The sequence below is a fragment of the Microbulbifer harenosus genome (assembly GCF_005771435.1).
Taxonomy (GTDB): Bacteria; Pseudomonadota; Gammaproteobacteria; order Pseudomonadales; family Cellvibrionaceae; genus Microbulbifer; species Microbulbifer harenosus.
The window spans coordinates 1-20420 of record NZ_VANI01000004.1 but is presented as its reverse complement, the minus strand read 5'-3'; the positions used below and the strand labels follow the sequence as shown (position 1 = coordinate 20420).

General features: G+C 58.8%; 16 protein-coding genes and 1 pseudogene. 3 read left to right on the top strand and 14 right to left on the bottom strand.

Going from position 1 to position 20420, the window contains the following annotated elements:
* Positions 1-28 precede the first annotated feature (28 nt).
* From FDY93_RS02345 to FDY93_RS02295, 12 genes are all read right to left on the bottom strand, one after another.
* Positions 29-2278, bottom strand: coding sequence for a TonB-dependent receptor (locus tag FDY93_RS02345; RefSeq protein ID WP_138234148.1), 2250 nt, complete (start codon positions 2276-2278; stop codon positions 29-31).
* Between the two features lie 436 nt (positions 2279-2714).
* Positions 2715-3881 carry a lipase family protein gene (locus FDY93_RS02340; RefSeq protein ID WP_171018870.1) on the bottom strand — a complete coding sequence of 389 codons (1167 nt, stop codon included), beginning with the start codon at positions 3879-3881 and terminating at the stop codon, positions 2715-2717.
* A 27-nt stretch (positions 3882-3908) separates the two neighbouring features.
* Positions 3909-4313 (bottom strand): DUF6795 domain-containing protein, encoded by a 405-nt coding sequence (locus FDY93_RS02335; RefSeq protein WP_138234146.1) that lies wholly within the window; start codon positions 4311-4313, stop codon positions 3909-3911.
* Positions 4314-4388: 75 nt separating this feature from the next.
* The gene (locus FDY93_RS02330; RefSeq protein ID WP_138234145.1) at positions 4389-4847 is read right to left on the bottom strand and encodes a DUF4198 domain-containing protein; all 459 of its coding nucleotides are present in this window, start codon (positions 4845-4847) and stop codon (positions 4389-4391) included.
* Positions 4848-5035: 188 nt separating this feature from the next.
* Positions 5036-6358, bottom strand: a complete 1323-nt coding sequence (locus tag FDY93_RS02325) for a c-type cytochrome (RefSeq protein ID WP_246068430.1) — start codon at positions 6356-6358, stop codon at positions 5036-5038.
* Positions 6359-6360: 2 nt separating this feature from the next.
* Positions 6361-7968 (bottom strand): GMC family oxidoreductase, encoded by a 1608-nt coding sequence (locus tag FDY93_RS02320; RefSeq protein WP_138234144.1) that lies wholly within the window; start codon positions 7966-7968, stop codon positions 6361-6363.
* Between the two features lie 2 nt (positions 7969-7970).
* Positions 7971-8420 (bottom strand): sugar dehydrogenase complex small subunit, encoded by a 450-nt coding sequence (locus FDY93_RS02315; protein WP_171018869.1) that lies wholly within the window; start codon positions 8418-8420, stop codon positions 7971-7973.
* Between the two features lie 35 nt (positions 8421-8455).
* The gene (locus tag FDY93_RS19925) at positions 8456-8575 is read right to left on the bottom strand and encodes a DUF2474 family protein (protein WP_171018868.1); all 120 of its coding nucleotides are present in this window, start codon (positions 8573-8575) and stop codon (positions 8456-8458) included.
* Positions 8575-9579 (bottom strand): cytochrome d ubiquinol oxidase subunit II, encoded by a 1005-nt coding sequence (gene cydB / locus FDY93_RS02310; protein WP_138234142.1) that lies wholly within the window; start codon positions 9577-9579, stop codon positions 8575-8577. The genes FDY93_RS19925 and cydB overlap by 1 nt, the downstream gene beginning before the upstream one ends.
* The gene (locus tag FDY93_RS02305; RefSeq protein WP_138234141.1) at positions 9566-10996 is read right to left on the bottom strand and encodes a cytochrome ubiquinol oxidase subunit I; all 1431 of its coding nucleotides are present in this window, start codon (positions 10994-10996) and stop codon (positions 9566-9568) included. The genes cydB and FDY93_RS02305 overlap by 14 nt, the downstream gene beginning before the upstream one ends.
* A 233-nt stretch (positions 10997-11229) precedes the next feature.
* Positions 11230-11769, bottom strand: coding sequence for a lipocalin family protein (locus FDY93_RS02300; protein ID WP_138234140.1), 540 nt, complete (start codon positions 11767-11769; stop codon positions 11230-11232).
* Positions 11770-11883: 114 nt separating this feature from the next.
* A complete protein-coding gene (locus FDY93_RS02295; protein WP_138234139.1) occupies positions 11884-14220 on the bottom strand; it encodes a TonB-dependent receptor in 2337 nt (778 codons plus the stop codon).
* 227 nt (positions 14221-14447) lie between these two features.
* Here FDY93_RS02295 and FDY93_RS02290 point away from each other — a divergent pair, with 227 nt between their 5' ends.
* The 3 genes from FDY93_RS02290 to FDY93_RS02280 are packed head-to-tail and all read left to right on the top strand — an operon-like array spanning position 14448 to position 16649.
* Positions 14448-14774 (top strand): hypothetical protein, encoded by a 327-nt coding sequence (locus FDY93_RS02290; RefSeq protein WP_138234138.1) that lies wholly within the window; start codon positions 14448-14450, stop codon positions 14772-14774.
* Complete coding sequence (locus FDY93_RS02285) at positions 14775-15029, top strand: hypothetical protein (RefSeq protein WP_138234137.1); 255 nt, start codon at positions 14775-14777, stop codon at positions 15027-15029.
* 39 nt (positions 15030-15068) lie between these two features.
* Positions 15069-16649 (top strand): PepSY-associated TM helix domain-containing protein, encoded by a 1581-nt coding sequence (locus FDY93_RS02280; RefSeq protein ID WP_138234136.1) that lies wholly within the window; start codon positions 15069-15071, stop codon positions 16647-16649.
* A 108-nt stretch (positions 16650-16757) separates the two neighbouring features.
* Here FDY93_RS02280 and FDY93_RS02275 read toward each other — a convergent pair whose 3' ends face one another.
* Positions 16758-17414, bottom strand: a complete 657-nt coding sequence (locus FDY93_RS02275) for a cysteine hydrolase family protein (protein ID WP_246068456.1) — start codon at positions 17412-17414, stop codon at positions 16758-16760.
* A gap of 15 nt (positions 17415-17429) precedes the next feature.
* Positions 17430-20420, bottom strand: a pseudogene (locus tag FDY93_RS19385) (hypothetical protein); the annotation flags it as partial.

Below are 20420 nucleotides of genomic sequence, written 5' to 3'. Positions count from 1 at the left end.
CCAAATGATAGCCCTGTGAGACTGGCGATCAGAATTCGTAAGAGAGGTTCACCCCGAGTGTGCGCGGCTGGCCCACGTAGTAGAACTGTCCGCGCTCGCCGTATTTCTTCTCACTGCGACCGCCATTGAAGTAGTACTCGTTGGTGACATTGTCCGCGAACAGCGATGCGCGCCACTGTTCCACACGGTAATCCAGGGACAGGTTGGCCACAGTGTAGGCATCCAGGGTTTCGTTGTCGTAATTGTCGCCGACGCTGTTCAGCAGGGTCTGGATCTCATCCTTGTAGTAGGCGTTGCCGCGCAGAGTCAGCTCCCCCTGGGATACCGGAATGAAGTAGTCAAAACCGAGGTTGGCCTGGAGGTTGGGTACGCCGGGGAAGGCATCGCCGTCGAAGCCGTCGATCCCCGGGGCGTCGCCGTCGAGGCGGTGGTCGTAGTAGGTCACCCAGCCGTTCAGGCTCAGCCTGTCGGTGGCGGAGAACTGAGTGGACAGCTCGATGCCATCGATCACACCCTGGCTGCCATTGCCGGTGATGTTGATGCCGGCGACTTCGGATTTGGTGCCCACCTGCAGGTCTTTCCAGTCAACCCGGAAGAGGGCGCCGTTGAAGATCGCGCGCCCATCCGCCAACGTGGTGTGCCAACCCAGCTCGTAGTTCACGGCCTTGTCGGATGCATAAGTTCTTTCGCTTTCCAGCAGATTGGGACCGAAATTCAGGCCGCCGCGGCGGAAGCCTTCTGCCACCGTTGCGTACAGCATCACATCGTCGGAGAAGTTGTAGCTGCCGTTGAGTTTGAATACGGTGTCGTCGATGTCACCGCTGCCTTCCCGACAATCGCGCTCGGGGCCGGTGTACATGGGGTACACGTAGCAGTCGTAGGCAACACTCTCTTCCTGCTGGAAATAGCGCGCCCCAAAAGTCAGCTGCAGCGCGTCGGAGGCATGGAAGGTGGCCTCACCGAATACCGCGCGCTCTTCGAAATCGTCGTCACTGTAGTGCCAGTATTCCAGATCTGTGGAGCCCGCTTCCGCCAGGCCGTTGTCGTAGTCGTAATAGGCGTCCCAGCCCGGGATGTATTCGCGCGCATCCAGCAGGGTGTTGGTCTCCTCGTAATAGAAACCGGCAATCCAGTCGAGCCACTCCGGGGAGTTGCCGTCGGTGGACAGGAAGCGGGTTTCGTGCACCAGGGAGTCGGTCTGGTTGTCGTCCACGGCGTAGGTGGAGTACTGCGGGAAGTCGGTGTAGTGCGCGTAGAGGATCGCCAGGAAATCGCTTTGATCGCGGCGACCGTACCCCTCGTAGCTGGCCCGGGAGGTGGTGGAGAAGATTTCGATCAGGTCGCTGTTCCAGCCGAATTCGATATTGAACAGGTCGTCCTTGTTATCCCGCGGTTCCACATACAACAGCGCCGAAGTGAAATCGCCACCGGTGTACTCCGGGTTGACCGCCTGGCGGCCACCGGCCTTCTGGTCCTGCAGGTAGTAGGTTGCCTGGGCGAAGAACTCGTCGCTCGGTTCCCAGCGCAGGGCGGTGCGGATCGCGGTGGTTTCCTCGCTGTTCACATCTTTGACGTAGCGGGTATCGTTGGACACACCCGGCTCCACCAGCACATTTTCGTAGTCGACAAAGCCGGCGTCGTCCACACGGGTGCCGGATACGCGCAGCGCCAGAGTGTCGGAAAACGGCAGGTTCAGCACACCGCTCACCTCGCTGGAGAGGCCCTCGCTCTCGCTGTTCTGGTACAGCTCAGTGCTGACGGAGCCCCCGGTGGCTTCGGTACTGGGCTTGTTAAGGATATAGCGCAGGGTGCCGCCCATGGCGCCGCGGCCGTACAGAGTACCCTGGGGCCCGCGCAGTACTTCCACGCGCTCGACATCCACCAGCTTAAAATCGATCAGCAGCGGGGTGTCGTTGACGTAGCGGGAAATGATGTCCTTGCCGCCCTGGTTTTCCGACGCCTGCAGACCGCCCACGTTCATACCGCGCAAGGTCACAAGACCAGTACTGCGGGCGCCGGCGTCGATCATCTGCATGCCGGGAATAAACTGCGACATCTTGGTCAGGTCATCCACGCCGGCATTTTTCAGGGATTCACCGGTAATCGCGGTGATGTTGTAGGGAATTTCCTGGATGCTTTCGGCGCGGCGGCTGGCGGTCACCACCACCTCTTCGATCATTGCGTCTTTTTCCGGTTGGCTCTGGGCCAGCACCGCGGCCGGTGCGCCGTTGACCAGGGCTATGGCCAGTGCGAGCAGTTGCTTGTTGGATGGCTTCATCTCTTTACCCTCGGGTGTCGTTGTTTTTGTAGGTCTGTGATTTCGCCACGGCAAAGCAACGGCGCACGGGCGCGCAACCAGTCGCGGTGCCGGGAGAGGATTCTGGAGAAAAATTCAGGCAGGAATGCGCTGCCCGCTACCAGATCTGGCAGCGGTCAACTAATTATCGAACCACTCACTGAGGTGGAAATCGCAGGAGCGCTTGCACAGCGGATCGCCGGCTGCGCTTTTGGTATGCAACATAAAACCATTGTTCTCGGATTTATGTTCCGGTTCTACCGAATAGACCGAGGCAACACAAGGTAAAAAGTAACGGCGGGATATTTTGGTAAAGTTTTTGTCAGCAAGTTGCGGAATGTCAGCTTGCTGACAGGCTGCTTGTCCAATCTATCAGGCCGGCGTTGACGACGATGCCGGCCTGATAGATCAGCGGACTTCAGTGCAGGGTGCGCCCGGCCTGGCGTACCAGTTCTGACACAGCGTGATGAGCCTGGATAAATACCTGGCGGATGAAGTGCAGGGTCATTTCCGCCCCGTCGCGCAACGCGATGCCCAGCATCTGTGCCATACGCCGGATCAACCTGAGCACCCAGATGGAAATATCCTCGGCGAGTTGCAGGCCTTTATTCATCAACATAGCGAGACGGTCCAACAGGGTGAAGGTGGTACTGCCGGCCATCACCACCGCAATACCGGTGAGATTGACCAGCTTTTTCACAACCCACAGGATCGCGGCACTCAGCAGTCGCGCGGTATTCAATGAGAAGGAAATCACACCCTCGGCCTTCAGCCAGGCTTCGATGCTGGAGTCAAGAAAGTCCTGGGGGCGTCGGGATTTAAGTTTGGGCCAATCCAGCGGCTGGTTATCTTCACCTCGGGTGGACTTTGCGTATCGGTCCATACTATGAAATTCCCACGGCTTCAGATGCAGCCCGGAAGGCAATAGAAAATCGCCTTCTCCTCCATCGGGAACATGGAAAAATGGCCAGGTCGGAACCATCGGTACCGGATCTGTCTGGTGGTATACCCGATAAATATTGCTCGCGCCAATACGGCGCCCGGTTTTGGAGGCGTAGTATTCAAGGCCTACCCGGGGCGAACCAAAGGTATAGAGTTTTACCTGACGCCCCGAGTGGGATTTCAACCAGTCCGCCGTAAGCGTTGCCAATGCACCACCGAGACTGTGGCCGACACAGTGAATAGTGTGAATATTGGTAGAAAATTGGGGCAGCTGATCTACAAAGGAATTGAAGGCCGACAGAAATCCCTGGTGAACCATACCACCGGTTTTCGCACTCTTTAGTCCGGCATTCAAGTCTGTCAGTCCATCCATCAGGCTCGCGGTACCTTTGATCGCAATGATTGCCTGATCCTGATAGCTGCTACCGGATTTTCCTTCCGCCGCTACCGCCATCATATGGGACGTCTGCAGGAGAATACCCCCGGTTTTTCCTGTAAGCCCGGTGTTCTGTAGCTTCTTGTCTTCTCCAAGCTCAAGGTAGTTTTTGAATGCCGTATGAAACGCGCCTCTGGTTTTTTCGTTTTTTACCGCGTAAACACCGGAAGCCAGCCGCGCGGCGAAGTTCGGATCCAGTTCAGACATCATGATTTCCCTATGTAATTTTCAACATCAATTCCACTGACAATTGGTGACAAGAATCGTATCAAAATCTTCTATCGCTACCGGCTCGCGGGTAAGTTCGCACTTGAGGTCGAGCGGATGACCTCCCAATTCAGAGTTCTTGTCCGGGCTCATTTTGCTATTGACCCAGATCTCATACTCTTTACCTTCGAATTCGACATTGACGACCTGGGCGACCACAAACTGCACAGGCAGAAGCTGGCTGAGTGAACGCTCTTTGACCTCCGGTAGCGCAACATAACCATGTTCGTCTGCGGTGAACTCATCCACCTGCTCTTTCTGCCACTCGACAATTCTCGTCACCTTGGCATTTGCCGCCGGGTTTCCATCGTGTGTAATCTTCAGGTTCATTCCGGAAAAGGTATACGCCTTCCCAATATCAAGTACCGCCATACAATATCCACTCATTGGCAACAAAAAAAACAAAGAAAGTATTTTTATAAAGTTTCTATTCAATTTTTACCTCTATCACCAAGTGCAATTGGTAAGCAACATTGCTCTGAAATCCCTAACCAACCGCCCCTCATTCAAAAGTTCGCATTTCAGATTTATCGGCTTTCCATCAAGTTCTGAGTTCTTGTGTGGACGCCTTTTGGAATTTATCCAGATATTGAATTCTTGATCGAGAAAATGCACATCCAACGCCTGAGATGCGACGAACTCTGACGGAAAAAATTGCATAACAGAACGCTCACGAACCTGTGGTAGGACTACCACCCCATTACTGTCTGTAAAAAATTCATCCAGTCTTTCCCTTTGCCATTTGATTCGTCTTTTAACAACGGCGCCCGCCGCGGGCTTTCCCTGGTAGGTAATTTCCAGGCGCATTTCGGAAAAGGTATAGGCCTTGCCAATATCGGTAAGCAGCATGAGTAAGGCAATGGCGATAAGAATGATTGCCCAGATTGGTAGTCCAAATTCCTGCAAGTTTCCGCTCCATGGAATAAGCAATAGCGAAACTTTAGCGGACTTGTAAGGGGTTAAAAACCGCTAATTTATACGAGTATTGGTACGAGAGTATCACTTACAAGTAATTCCGCGGGCTGTAGAAATTGTGCCAGAGTCGAATTTCGCTGTTTATTTTCGTATCTGCGAATGAATGCCGGTCTAACCGGTCAATTCTGTGCGGCGGCGTCGCCTTTGGATGGGGTAGCGAACTGACGGCGCAGGTATTCCAGCAGCCGTTTCCTCTGCCCTTCATCCAGCTCGCTGGCAAAGCCCGGCATCATTATTTCTTCGCCGCCTACGGTGCGGCTTATTCCGTGCAGAATTACCTGGCGCAGGTTGTGATCGCTCTTGGCGCCAACGGTCGAGTTGTAAACCAGTGAGGGGTAATAGCCGTCCCGGCTGCCGGTACCGTCCACACCGTGACAACTGGCACAGAGGCCGAGGTACAGGCGCGCGCCGTCGGAGCGACTGTTGGGGCTGCGGTCTATGGCGAGGGTATTACCGCGTTTGATAATCACCTGGGTGGCGGGAGAGCCCAGGCTCTGGCGCGGATATTTCTCCCCGCTGTCGATCGGGGGGATGCTGCGCAGGTAGGTGACCATGGCGGCGATGTCGCCGTCGGTCATTTTCGCAAAGCTGTTTTCGATCGCTTCCGCCATGGGACCGCCGGCCTGGGCAAGGCGGTTTACGTGCCCGGTTTTCAGGTACCGGGTGAGTTGCTCCGAGCTCCACTGGCCGATGCCACTGATCGGGTGCGGAGTAATGTTGTAGGCCTGCCAGCCGTCCAGTACCGGACCGCCCGCGAGGAAGCCTTTGTCGGTTTCGTTGTGCGCTTTTGTCTGAAAGGCGATTCCGCGTGGCGTGTGGCACTCGCCGCAATGCGCGAGGCTCTGCACCAGATACGCGCCGCGGTTCCACTCGGCACTTCGCTGCGGGTCGGGTGTGAATGGCTCACCCGGTGCGAACAGGAAATTCCAGATTGCCAGTGGCCAACGCGCGCTGAGCGCACGGCGGATCTTGTTGGCGGGTGGAGTGTCGTGCACTGGCTCCAGCCCGAACATGAAATAGGCGTAAAGTGCCTTGATGTCATCGTCGCTGATTCTGGAATAGGAGTCGTAGGGCATGGCGGGGTAGAGGTTGCGACCATCGCGGCCGATGCCGCGACGCAGCGCGTCGTCAAACTCCTCCAGGCTCCAGCCACCGATACCCTGTTGGATGTCCGGCGTGATATTGCTGCTGTACAAGGTGCCAAGCAATGGGATTTTCATCGGTCTGCCGCCGGCAAAAGGGGCCCCTCCTGCGCGTGTGTGGCAGGCCTGGCAATCGCCGGCGATGGCGAGGTAGCGGCCTTTTTCAATCAGCGCCGGCTGGTCCAGTTCCCGGTTTACCTCCTCCGCGGCCTGTTCCCAGGCCTCCTGGGCCATCACCCGATCCACTGCCAGCAAACCGGAAAGAACAGCCGCGCTGATACAGGCCATCGCGAATTTCACCCTTACCCCTCCCCGAGCAGGCAGTCCGCCAGGCGCAGGGCAAGGGCGGCGATGGTGAGGGTGACATTGACGGTGCCCACGGTGGGCATTACCGAACTGCCGGCAATAAACAGGTTGGGGTGATCGAAGGTGCGGCAGTCTTTGTCCACCACCGAGTCCGCCGCGCTCGCGCCCATAATGGTGGTGCCGGTGATGTGGTTGTTGGGGGCGAAGCTGTCGGTAAAAGTCACCTCGCTGCCGCCCATCAGTTTGGCGATCTCCGCATAGGTGGCGCGGGTGTGCGCCGCACTTTGCACAACGTAGTCATCGATGCTGTAGGTGATCTCCGGCCGCGGAATACCGCTGGCATCGGTTTCCGATGTGCTCGGGCGGATGCGGTTCTCCGGGCGCGGCAGAATCTCGTGGAAGCTGTTGAACTCCACATAGCGCGCGGCGCGGTCGCGGATGCGCGCGGTGAGCTCGGGAATGTCGATGGGTTGGCGCTGCCCAAGCACGGCGCGCGCCGCTTTTTCCACCGCGGAGATATTCGACAGCTGCAGTTTTTTGCCCGCGTACTGCGCGCGAAAGGCTCCATCGCGGAAGCCGGTAACCGAGGTCATCTCCTGCGGACCGCGCCCCGGCCACAGGCGCTCGTCGGCGTAGAAGCGCACACCGGTGCCGGGGTGATCCATCAGGTTGCGGCCCACCATATCCGAACTGTTGCCAACACCGGTGGGATTGTGGCGGCCAAATGACATCAGCATCAGTTTCGGGGTTTCGATGCCGTTCGCGGCGAGGATGAAGTTTTTGCCGGACACCCGGTGATTATCTCCCGCCGGATCCTTGTACTCGGCGGCGACGATCCGATCACCCTCGCTCACCAGACGGTTCACCACCGCGCTGTGAATCAGCTCGGCACCATTCGCCTCGGCCTTTTCCACATGCACTATGCCGTTGTACATGGCACCGATGGGACAGATGGGCATGCAGTTGTTGTTGCCGCAGCAGGTGGGGCGGCCGTCGTAGGGCCGGCTGTTGCGCGCCACAGGCTCGGTCACCACCCGCCACGCCGGGTTGTGCTCGTTCATGCGCAGCTTCACGCGCGCCTCGTTGTAGGAGAGGGGCAGGGGCTCCATGGGATAGGGCCCGCTGCGGGGTGAGCCCAGATCCTCATCCTGTGGGCCCCATACGCCCAACTCCTGTTCCGCACGCAGATACCAGGGTTCCAGATCGCTGTATTCGATGGGCCAGTCGCGCCCCACGCCATAGAGGGTTTTCAGCCTGAAATCGCTGGGCAGGAAGCGCCAACAGGAGGCGGCCCAGTGCCAGGTGGTTCCACCGACGGCGCGAATGTATTGGGAGTTAAATGGATGGCTGCCCTTGGATATCAGGTAATCGTTGGCGAACTCGCCGTACTCCGGGTGCGGCGCCCAGGGCGCGGAGCGGTAGGCCGCCATAAAGTCGGTCTTGTCTACCTGGTTGCGGAAACGCTCCACCGTCTGCCAGCGCGGCACCCGCGGGCCGGCCTCCACGATCAGTACGGACTTGCCCGCCCTCGCCAGCTCATTGGCCACCAGCGCCCCGGCAACGCCGGAGCCGATCACCACATACTCCGCTTCCCTGCCCGCCAAATCTAAACCCCTCCGGAATACGCAACCGGCGCGCTCGCCCAATCGCCGGGTTTACCCGTGCAGTAGGAGGGTACGGGAAAGATGTCCGCGGTGAGCCGGTACATCAGCGCGCGCTCAAACGTCACCAGGGTTTTGCCCACGGTGCCGAGAAACCAGGCGGCGACAATCAGCTGCGCCACCGGTGAGTGGCGGTCGTCCGCGCCGGGGTCATCCGGCAGCAGGTCCAGCTGTTGTGGAAAACTCGGGTACTCGCTGTTCAGTGCGGCCAGCAGTCGCGCCGCCACACGGTGATCCAAGCGCGTGTTGACCGGCAGCGGCCTCAACAGGGCTTGAGAGACGGTGTAAAACTTGCTGAGCCGGCTTGCGGCGTCCTGCAGTTCAGGCGGTTTTGCCTGCAACAGTGCGGTGGGCAGCATCGCCAATCCACCACCGAGCAGAATTTGATTGCGCACAAAACGGCGCCGGCCAAGACAGCAATGCAATTCTCTCAACCTCCCGCCAGCCACCACCTCAACAGAAGTGAAAGCAGACCAAGCGTTGCAACGCTCATCATCCAGATCAACGCCATCCAGCCGAGGCGCTTCCATACGCTGCTATCAGCCCGCATCAGTGATACCCCTCGGTGCCCACCTTGCCGCGAAACACCCAGTACGCCCAGGCGGTATAACCGAGAATCAGCGGAATAATAAACAGTGCGCCGACGAGCAAAAACAGCTGACTGTTGTGCGGTGCTGCGGCTTCCCAGAGCGTGATCGACCGCGGCACCATGTACGGAAATATACTGATGCAGAGCCCCACAAAACCGAGGAAAAACATCGCCAGCGCCATCAAAAATGGCAGCACTTCCCGACCTTTTCTCAAGCTCCAGAAAAAAATGCCGGTGCAAATTGCAACAAGAAGCGGTACCTGCGCCGTAAGCAATACCTGCGGCATGGTGAACCAGCGCGTCCAGTAGTCATAGCTCAGGAATGGCGTCGCCGCACTCACCGCCGCCAACACGACGACGGTGGCGATGCCGAGCCGGAATGCCAGTCGGCGGGCGTGCGCCTGGCAACTGCCCTGCGTTTTTATGATCAACCAGGTGGCTCCCAACAGAGCATAGCCGACCGCCACACCAATTCCGGTGAGGCAACTGAAGGGGCTCAACCAGTCGATCCATCCCCCGGCGTAGGCATTGTTCTCTACATCGATCCCCTGCAGTATCGCGCCGATTGTCATCCCCTGTGCGATGGCGGCCACCAGCGAACCCACCGTAATCGTAATGTCCCACAGCGGTTGGTGAGCGGGGTCGCGCCAGCGAAATTCGAACGCGGCGCCGCGGAATACCAGCCCCAGCAGCATCGCAATCATCAGCGGGTAGGTTGCCGGCAGGATGATCGCATAGGCCAGCGGGAACACGGCCAGAAGTCCACCACCACCCATCACCAGCCAGGTCTCGTTGCCGTCCCACACGGGGGCGACGGAATTGATCGCCTGGTCTCGCTCTTCGCCCTTGCTCAGGTATGGAAACAGAATACCGACGCCGAGATCAAAACCGTCCAGCACCACATAGGCAAACACCGCAAAGCAAATGATGGCCGCCCAGACCAACGCTAAATCAATGCTTCCCATCGGCGGCTCCCCCTTTGGCCCAGGCGGCCTCCATACTCGCCGCCGGTGTGATGCCGGCCGCGCGTACCGGCACGTGGGACGGCTCCGTTTCGCCGCGATGGGGTGGCTGGCCCATCAGGCGCAGCAGGTAATAAATACCCGCGCCAAACACCGCAGAGTAGACCAGAATGAACGCGATCAACGATGTGGCCACTGCAGGTGCATCCAGCGGTGACGCCGATTCAGCAGTTCTCAGCAAACCGTACACAGTGAATGGCTGACGCCCCACCTCGGTGGTGATCCAGCCCGCAATCACCGCGACAAATCCCGCCGGCCCCATCAACACCGCTGTGCGGTGCAGTGCCCGGGATTCGAACAGCCGTTTACGCCGCCGCGCGATCAGGCTCCACAGCCCCAGTGCCAGCATCGCCAAGCCGATTGCCACCATGACACGGAAGGACCAGAACACCACCGCCACCGGCGGCCAATCCTCCCGCGGATAGTCCGTGAGGCCCGGCAGCGGCGCGTTCGGATCGTGTTTCAGCACCAGAGACCCCAGTTTGGGGATGGCCACCTTGTAGTGGACCTGAGCGGTCTCTTGGTCTGGCAGTCCAAACAGGATCAACGGCGCACCGTCGGGGCTGGGATCAAAATCCCCCTCCATCGCCAGTACCTTTACCGGCTGGTGTTCAAGGGTATTCAATCCGTGCAGATCGCCGGCGACGATCTGGATCGGTGTCACCACCACCGCCATCCACATCGCCATGGAAAACATTTTTCGCGCACCGGGGTTGCTGCGGTCTTTCAACAGATGCCAGGCGCCGACGCCTCCAACGGCAAACGCGGTGGTGAGGTAGGCGGCGATGACCGTGTGTGCCAGGCGGTAGGGAAAACTGGGGTTGAAGATGACATCCCACCAGGAGCCGCCGACAACAAACTGACCCTGCTCATTGATTTCAAACCCCGCCGGAGTCTGCATCCACGAATTGACGGATAGTATCCAGAAGGCAGAAATAAAGGTGCCCAACGCCACCATACAGGTGGCAAAAAAGTGCAACCGCTTGCCCACCTTGCTGATGCCGAACAACATGACACCGAGGAAACCCGCCTCGAGAAAAAACGCGGTGATCACCTCGTAACCCATTAATGGCCCGACAATCGCCCCCGCCTTGGTGGAAAAGACCGACCAGTTGGTACCAAACTGATACGACAATACCACCCCGGACACCACCCCCATGCCGAACCCGACCGCAAAGATCTTCATCCAGTAGCGGTAAAGGTTGGCGTAAACGCCACGACCGGTTTTTAGCCAAAGTCCCTCTAGCACCATCAGATAGCTCGCAAGCCCGATGGAAAAGGCGGGAAATATAAAATGGAACGACACGGTGAATGCAAACTGCACCCGCGCCAAAAACACGGCGTCTAATTGCTCTAACAAGGTTTCCTTACCTCAAGGGCTGGCTTTTCGTTTGTCCTAGTAAACAGTAGTCGCCACAAAGAGCCTGTCGAGCGGTTTGTCTGGCAAACAAAAAAGTCGGGGCAAAAAAAGTTGGGGTGGACCAGCGTTTTGACGCTGCATCTAACGGTCAACCTTTTTCCACAACCGGTTTTTCCCTATGTGCGGAAAACAGCGATGGATAGTTTGAAATACTTGCGTCCACCGCACAGATTTCAGTCAGTGGTGGACAGCGGCGACTGGTCCACAAATATCAGGGCACCGGTGTCAAATCCGAGTTCGCCTGCGCGCTGGATAAAGCGTTTTTTTACCGAGTCATCCACCGTCGGCGTACGCGACAACAACCACAGGTAGGACCTGTCCGGTCCGGAGATCATCGCGTGGCGATAGTCGTCATCCAGTTCAAAAATGACGTAGGAGCCGTAGAAGGGGCCAAAGAAGGATACCTTTAGGTGACCGACATTGGGCTCGCCGACAAAAAAGGCCTTGCCGACCGATTCTTTCCAGCGCGCGTGCTCCGCATCAAAACCCCGGTTCACCACCTTCACCCCACCGCCGTCCCGCAGGCTGTACTCCGCGGTTACCCGGCTGAGCCCGCGCTCGAAGGAGTGGTCCAGGCGCGCAATCTCATACCAGCGGCCGAGATAGCGATCCAGGGTGAAATCGTCTACGGGTTCCACCCCCTCCGGGACGCCGGTACAGCTTGCAACCAGAGTGCTCAGCAGCACGACCAGGCCGGCGGCAAAATTTCTCATAACAATCCCCAAATCCCCCAAATCCTTTGTTACGCCACACTTCAAACAACAGATTAGGTGAATACAAAAAAGCCCGGCGGGATTTCTCCCCCGGGCTTTTTTTCCGCCATGGATTTAGAAGCGCGCCTCCAGTCTCAGGGTCGCCAGTCGCGGCGCGCCGAGCGTGATGGAGTAGCCGCCGTCGTCCGGCTGCACGATGTATTCCTCATCCAACAGATTGGAGACGGTGAGATAGGCGCCGAGATTGTCCCACTCGTAGCCGGTGCGCAGGTTGACCAGCCAGCGGGCATCGCTTTTTGGATCGAAGCGTGGATCGCTCTCATCCAGGCCGTTGGCGTGGGGGTTTACCACGGCCAACGCATCGCCCTGGTAGTTGGCGTTGGCATTGAAGATGATGCCCTGATCGCCGCGGTAGGTTACACCCAGATTGGCGGTTTCGCCCGGGGCGCCAGCGAAGGCGCGGCCGGAGAGATCCAACTCCTGGTCGTTAATGGGAAACTCCTTGAACTCGGTATCGGAATAGCCGATGCCTGCGTAACCGCTCCAGCTGGCGTTGAGCTGGTAGGCCAGTTCGAGTTCGGCGCCGCGAACCACGGAACGGCCCACATTGCGGGTTTCGGTGTCGTAGGTGTTTTCCGACAGCTGCACGGTGATCTGCTGATCTTTCCAGTCGACATAGAACAGGTTGGCGTTGGCGGACAGGCGGCCGTCGAGCCACAGGGAGCGGAATGCCAGTTCGTAGTTCCAGGTGTACTCGGGATCGTAGGAATAGGTGGTGGCGCGGCCAATATTGCTGGCCACACCACCGGAGCGGTAGCCCTTCTGCGCGGTGAAGCTGGTGGACATGTCCTCGCTCCAGTGCCAGGTGGCGCCGGCTTTTGGCAGTACCGCGCTGAAGTCGTCTTCCTTTTGCGGCTCGGTGCCGCTGGCGGCGTCCGCCATGGCCAGCATCTGTGCGTTGAGGCCGGCCACCAGTGCGGCCGTCATCGGGTCGAACGAGGGATTGGCCGGGTCCGGCAACTGATCGGCGTTGGCGATAACAAACTGGTTGTCGGCGGCATTGGCCTGGGTCTCGCGGTCATAGCGCAGGCCTGCGAACAGGTCCAGGCGGTCGCTGACGGAGAAGGTCGCATCCGCAAACAGCGCCCGGGATTCAACCGCCTGGGTACTGTAGCCGATGGTGTTCAGCGCGGCCGGGTCAAAGTCCGCATAGAGGCCGAGCACCGCCTGGGCCAGCGCCGGAGACAGGCCGAGTCCTCCGAGTTCCGGCGGTGCCATCAGCAGTTGCGGCACGCCCAGCTCGGCCATGCTGAGGCTGCGCAGTCCGCTGTAGGCGTCCTCTACGTCCAGGTCGGAATAATATGCGCCAAGTACGCCGGTTACCCGCTCGTAGGCAAAGTTGAGCAAAAATTCCTGGCTCAGCGTCTGGTCGATGCGCTCATCTTCCTGGGTCTGGCCGGGTGTGGCGCTGGCGTCGCCGTCCCACTCATAGCCGTAGGTAACGTCGCTGTAGGCGGTGGTAGAGGTGAAATCCCAGCTGTCGTTCAGCTTGTAGCTGAGCTTCAGGATCGCCATGTCGGTTTCGGAAAACTCATGGGTGGGATCATTAAACGTGGTCCGCTGGTTTTCGAACGGGTTTTCCACGGGATCGATCCACTTTACCCCGATGTCGGTTTCGCTGTTGGTCAGCGTCAGCAGCGCGCGGAAGTCGGGCAGGGCCTTGGGCTCGTATAGCAGCTTCATGCGCAGGGTCTGATCCTGCTCAAAGTTGCTGTTTTCACCGCGAGTGACGTTGGGGATGTAGCCGTCGAAGTCGCGGTCCTCGGCGGCAATACGGATGGCCAGTTGATCTTCGATGAGCGCGCCACCGAAGGCCACCGCTTTTTCTTCGCGGCCTTCTTCGCCCGCGCCGAGGCGCCCCTTAAAAGTCCAGTCGTAACTCGGGTCGACGGTGTTCATCACGATCGCACCGGCCAGTGCATTGCGCCCCTGCAGGGTGGATTGCGGGCCGCGCAACACCTCTACCTGCTGCACATCCCATGTGGAGAAGGCACCTTCCTGTATCGCGCGGTAGGGCAACACCGCACCGTCGGAGTAGACACTGGTGAGAAAGCTGTTGCCGCCGCCAGACACGTTAAACGCGTCGATACCGCGAATGGTAAAGCCCACGCCCGGGTTGCCGGTGACGTTGGGAGTACGCTCCATTACATCGTAGAAACCATTGATGTTCTGCTCCTGGATATCCCGCTCGGTCACCACCTTCACACTGGTGACGGTGTCCTGCAGTGAGCGCTCGGTTTTCTGGCCAACAACCATTACCTGCTCAAGACCGGTGTTTTTTTCATCGTCCGTCTGCTGAGCGAGGGCGGACACGGAAAAGGCGAGACCAGACGATAACCCCAGGGCGATGGCGCGAGAGAGTGGGCGCCGCAGGAACTGAATGGCAGACATAGATTGCTCCATTTTTTATGTCAGATAACCAGAGAGAAGTAACAACACGGCGTTCGTTTTAATGAGTCGACGGCCCAGGTCGCTGCGAGCATTTGAGCGCCCGCGGTCTGGCCATTTCCGGATGTTCGAAGTTTTTCTGCCGGATTGTTGGGACGAAACCGGCACAATGGTATCATTCGCGAAATTTAATGAGAACTATTATCAAACTTAATAACAGTCAGTAGATTATGGAAATACAGCTGATAAAACTGTGTGCGGGGGCACTGGCATTCACCGGGTGCCTGCTGGCTTATCTGGCCTCTCCGCGTCAGCGCCTGTTGCGCGGGCATCTGGAACGCAAATCCGCCTGGGGTCTGTTTGCCGGCCTCCAGCTGTTGGCCTGTGTGTTGCTGGCCAATGTGTACCCGGCAGTCTCCGCGGTGCTGGTGGTGCTCTCACTGGTGATGTTCGCGTGGATCGGCCTGGTGCTGGCGTCTTCACATCTGGCCGGGCGGCCGGTACTGGTGGGCTCTGTGGGCCTGGTTCTCTCCTCCCTGATCATGGTGACCGGATAAATGTGGCCCAAATCCATTGCGGGGTTCTTCCTCGGACTGCTGGTGTCCACCAGCCTGGTACTCAATCTGAAGCTGCTGCCCCTGGCCATCGACACCCGCCTGCTCAGCGGGCTGCTGCTGGCGTTCCTGCTCTGGGCAGCGGTAATGACCTACTGCTATCGCGCCAGTTCGATCAAGCGCGCCAGCCTCCACTGCGCGGGCCTGCTGGCGGTATCGGTGGCGCTGAATGCAGTGGTTCTGTTCGCCGGACTCTGATGTGCCGGTGGCGATAATAAATACGGGATTTGCAAACCAATGAGTGACAAGAACGCCGGTATCAAGAACCTGATCGATGCCCACAGCTGGCTGGGCGTGATCATTTCCGTGGCCCTGTTTATCGTCTTCTGGGCCGGCTCCATCGTACTGTTTCACCATGAGCTGCAGGCCTGGGCGCAGGCCCCGCACTTTGCCATCGACCGCGAAGCGCCGGACCTGCCGGTGGAACAAATCGTCGCGCGGAAGCTCCGGGAGCACCAGCTCAACAACCAAGAGCACCTCACGGTGCTGCTCGCCGACGATCACCATCCCTACCACCAGATTTACATCGACCTGAAAACCGAGGAAGGTTACGAGGGGCCGGAGCAGGTGGCGAAGCTGTTGGTACACCCGAAAACCGGCGAAACCCTTGCCGAACTCGACGACTTCTATCTCGCGGACTTCCTGCTGCACCTGCACTATGACCTGCGCCTGCCGGGCGGCATCTATCTGGTGGGAGTGGTCACGCTGATATTTCTGGTGCTGATTTTTACCGGTATCTATATCCACGCCCGCAAACTGATCGGTAACTTTTTCCTCTACCGCAATGAAAGCAGGCGCAGCAAGTTACTCGACATGCACAACGTGGTGGGCGTAATGAGCCTGCCGTTCGGGCTGATGTACGCGCTCACCGGTGTCATCTTCAATATCTCCATCGTATTCCAGATCGCTTTTGCGCTGTTCCTGTATCAGGGCGACCAGAACGCCATGCTGAAAGATGCCGGTTACACCATCGTCACCGAAAAACCCAGCGGCAAACCGCTGGATATGCAGCCCGCATTTGACTACGCGCGCAGTGTCGAACAGCAGACCGGCGCACCCATCGCGATGCTGCGCTTCTACAATTACGGCGATGAGAATGCAGTGATGCAAACCTATGCCGTGGACGACTCGCGCTTTGCACAGACGGTGGAACACTTCTATCAGGTGCGCGATGGCAGCCTTGTGGGCCAGGCAGACGCGGAGCATCGCAACGCGGTGCGCACCGGTCTCAATGCCATGGCAAGCCTGCACTTTGGCAGCTTCGCCGGCGTCGATCTGCGCATCCTGTACCTGCTCCTCGGCCTCGCCGTAGCCGGCATGATTGTAGTGGGTAACCTGATGTGGCTGGACAAGCGCGCACTGCAAAGAAACGTCAGCCCGAGAACCATTGGCTTCGTCGCCAGCCTCACCCTCGGCGGTTGCGCCGGTGTGGTACTCGCCACCGCCGGCGGTTTCCTGGCCGAGCGCGTGATGCCGCTGGCGCTCGCCGCCCGCGGCGACTGGCTCGCCTATATTTTTGCCGCCTTGCTGGCAGCCACCACCGCAGGCGCCTTCGGTGTTTCCGACAAGCGTCAGTTCCTGCGCATTACCCTGTGGGCGACCGCCGCGCTGTTCGCCACTACCGTGATCGCGGACTGGGTTCTGTTCGGTGCGCGTATGGGCGAGTTGTGGGAAGACGGCGTGCATCAGGTGATCGGTGTACAGACCGGATTGCTGGTGGGAGCGGCCGCCTGTGTGTGGATAGCAAAACTTCTGGGGAAAACCGCAGGGCCTGTAGCGGATGCAGAAGGCGCGGAGTTTTCGCTGGCGAACAGCTAAACCCGCCAAAACAACACAAAAGGGGCGTCACAAAATGATGCCCCTTTTTTAACTGTAAAAATTGCCTGACGGGATCGGTTCCCGGTGGTAAAGGTCTTTCTCTTCGTATCAACCACAGAAGTCGGATACGCTGACAATCTCTGCATATTCACCGGCGAGATTGCTCAGAAAAATCCAGTAAACATCCTCTGCAGACGCTTCTTTACCATCGAGCCGACGCAGTGGAAATGCCGCGGTGGCTTCCCGGGGCAGCAATACACGAAAACCCTTGCCCGCCGCCACGCGTACCGTGGCATCCACCGAGTGGTTGACCAGCACACCACAGATCACCAGTTCGGTAACCCGCTGTGACACAAGCCACTGCTCCAGGTCGGTATCAATGAACGCGCAGTTTTCTGATTTGGTAAATACCTCTTCCGAATCCGCGGGCATGGTTTCAGATTTGAATTTGAAGTGCGGAGATTCCGGATGATAGGGGGAATCGGGAAATTTTGATGCGTGGCGCACATGCGCGATGGGCAATCCAGTCTTTCGCCAATATTCCAGCAGCAAAGCTATCGCCTTTTCCGCATCGGGATTATTGCGATATTCATTGTCGAAATGATCGATGGCCTGTTGCACATCAATGACGATCAGCGCGGGGTTTTTGCTCTGGAACACTGAAATTCCGGTACAACCCAAAAAATCCATTACCCAATTCCACTCTGCGAACTCGAACTGGATAGAGTCGATAAAACCGGCGGGGTTGCCACCGGTTTTGATCATCAAAAGGAATTGCTTTTAACCCCCGATTCTCCTGCGCCAAATAGCGCCGAGTGCCAGCAGGCAAAGTAGCCAGAGGCCGACACTGCCGCCGCTGGAGCCGCCGGAGTTGCCACCCCCCGGGCTCACCGGGTTTTCACCACCACTGGAGTCATCCCCACCGCCGGAATCCTCGTCACCGGAATCCCCATCACCGGAATCCCCGTCGTCTTCATCCGGGAAATCCGGAGCCTCCAGGGTGAATTCGAAGATGACTTCATCGGAGGACAGCATCGGGTTGCCATCGTCCGTCACCACGATACTGACGCGGTAGCTACCCGGAGACATGGCTTGCGGATCAAACGTGAAGGATGCCTGATCGCCCGGCGTCACTGGCAACTCATCGGTATACCACTGGTAACTGTGGCTGTCGCCGCCGTTAACGTCGGTCACCTCAGCCGCCAGCGTCACTTCACCGGCATCGGTGGTAAACACGGTTCCCGACTCACCGTTTTGCGTGGCACTGATGCTCGCCGTTGGTGCGATATTGCTGTCGGTGAACGTCATGCGGTGTTGCTGGTGCTCGCTGTCGATCGGCATCTCAAAAGGTTCATCACTGCCGGCCCAGGCCGATGCCAATTCAAGCGTAAAACGCTCATCCGGCTCGACAAGGTCGTCTCCGGCGACGGGAATCTGCAGCGCTGCATTCGCCAGCGACTCGGCAGACTCAATGATCACACCCAGATTGGCGAGATCTACACCTTCATCCCCCTCGGTCACCAGGTCCGCCGCGGTGACATCACTGTCAGACTCCAGCCAATTTACCAGTACGGCGACCGGGTACTCCGGGGAGGGGCCCGACAGGCTTATCGCCACCAGGGCCAGGTTCTGCTCACCGGTGATGGATTCGGACAGGCTGAAGCGCACCATCGGGTAAATCTTCACGGTCTGTGCCATGGGCTCTGACCGATTACCCTCGTCGTCTACGGCAACCCATTGCAGCGCCAGATTGCCGCTGGGCAGCGATACCTGCTGCTCGGCGTTGCGCGCCAACACCTTGCCGTCGAGCTCCACTTGGTATTCCAGCTCGTTGTCGAAGTTGTCGTACGCCTGAGCCTGCATCACGTTCAGGGTGACCAGAGTGGTTTCGCCAGTGGCGGCCACGCTGATGGCTTCCGGCACCTGCTGCATTTCCGGTGCATCGACATCGACCCAGCGCTCCGAATCATTCGGGTAGGGGTCTGCGTCATTCACTACACCGTCGTTGTCGGTGTCGTTCAACGATGCGTCCAAGTTTAGGCCGGAGGCGGATTGGCAGGTGCTGTCGCAAGCTTCGAGCCACGCATCCGGCAGGCCATCGTTGTCGGCATCAACCGAGGCGGCGGCGTTGTTAACAAAAGCGTCTTCATCGTTCACCACGGCATCGTTGTCGGTGTCGTTCAGCGATGCGTCCAGAGTCAGGCCGGACGAGGACTGGCAGGCGCTGTCGCAGCTGGCGAGCCAGGCATCCGGCAGGCCATCATTGTCGGCATCGACCCCGGCAGCAGCGTTGTCAACAAATGCGTCTTCACCGTTCACCACACCATCGTTGTCGGTGTCGTTCAGGGATGCGTCCAGAGTCAGGCCGGAGGTGGACTGGCAGGCGCTGTCGCAGCTTGCGAGCCAGGCATCCGGCAGGCCATCGTTGTCGGCATCGACCGCGGCGGCCGCAATGACCGGGAAGGCATCCTGTTCGTTGGCGACGCCGTCATTGTCGTTGTCATCGTCCAGCGTCAGGCCCGAAGCGGTTTGACAGGCACTGTCGCAGTTATCGAGCCAGGAATCAGGCTGGCCGTCGCCATCGGTGTCGACGGAAGCGGCTCTGTTGTAAACAAAAGCGTCTTCATCATTCACTGCGCCGTCGTTGTCGGTGTCGTCCAGGGATGTGTCCAGAGTCAGGTCGGAGGCGGACTGGCAGGCACTGTCACAAGCCTCAAGCCACGCGTCCGGCAGGCCGTCATTGTCGGCATCGACCGCAGCGGCCGCACTTACCGGGAAGGCATCCTGCTCGTTGGCAACGCCGTCATTGTCGTTGTCATCGTCCAAAGTCAGGCCCGAAGCGGTTTGACAGGCACTGTCGCAGTTATCGAGCCAGGAATCGGGCTGGCCGTCGCCATCGGTGTCGACGGAAGCGGCTCTGTTGTAAACAAAAGCGTCTTCATCATTCACTGCGCCGTCGTTGTCGGTATCGTTCAGCGATGCGTCCAGTGTCAGGCCGGAGGCGGACTGACAGGCGCTGTCGCAGCTGGCGAGCCAGGCATCCGGCAGACCGTCGTTGTCGGCATCGACCGCGGCGGCCGCACTGACCGGGAAGGCATCCTGCTCGTTGGCAACGCCGTCATTGTCGTTGTCATCGTCCAGCGTCAGGCCCGAAGCGGTTTGACAGGCACTGTCGCAGTTATCGAGCCAGGAATCAGGCTGGCCGTCGCCATCGGTGTCGACGGAAGCGGCTCTGTTGTAAACAAAAGCGTCTTCATCATTCACTGCGCCGTCGTTGTCGGTGTCGTCCAGGGATGTGTCCAGAGTCAGGTCGGAGGCGGACTGGCAGGCACTGTCACAAGCCTCAAGCCACGCGTCCGGCAGGCCGTCATTGTCGGCATCGACCGCAGCGGCCGCACTTACCGGGAAGGCATCCTGCTCGTTGGCAACGCCGTCATTGTCGTTGTCATCGTCCAAAGTCAGGCCCGAAGCGGTTTGACAGGCACTGTCGCAGTTATCGAGCCAGGAATCGGGCTGGCCGTCGCCATCGGTGTCGACGGAAGCGGCTCTGTTGTAAACAAAAGCGTCTTCATCATTCACTGCGCCGTCGTTGTCGGTATCGTTCAGCGATGCGTCCAGTGTCAGGCCGGAGGCGGACTGACAGGCGCTGTCGCAGCTGGCGAGCCAGGCATCCGGCAGACCGTCGTTGTCGGCATCGACCGCGGCGGCCGCACTGACCGGGAAGGCATCCTGCTCGTTGGCAACGCCGTCATTGTCGTTGTCATCGTCCAA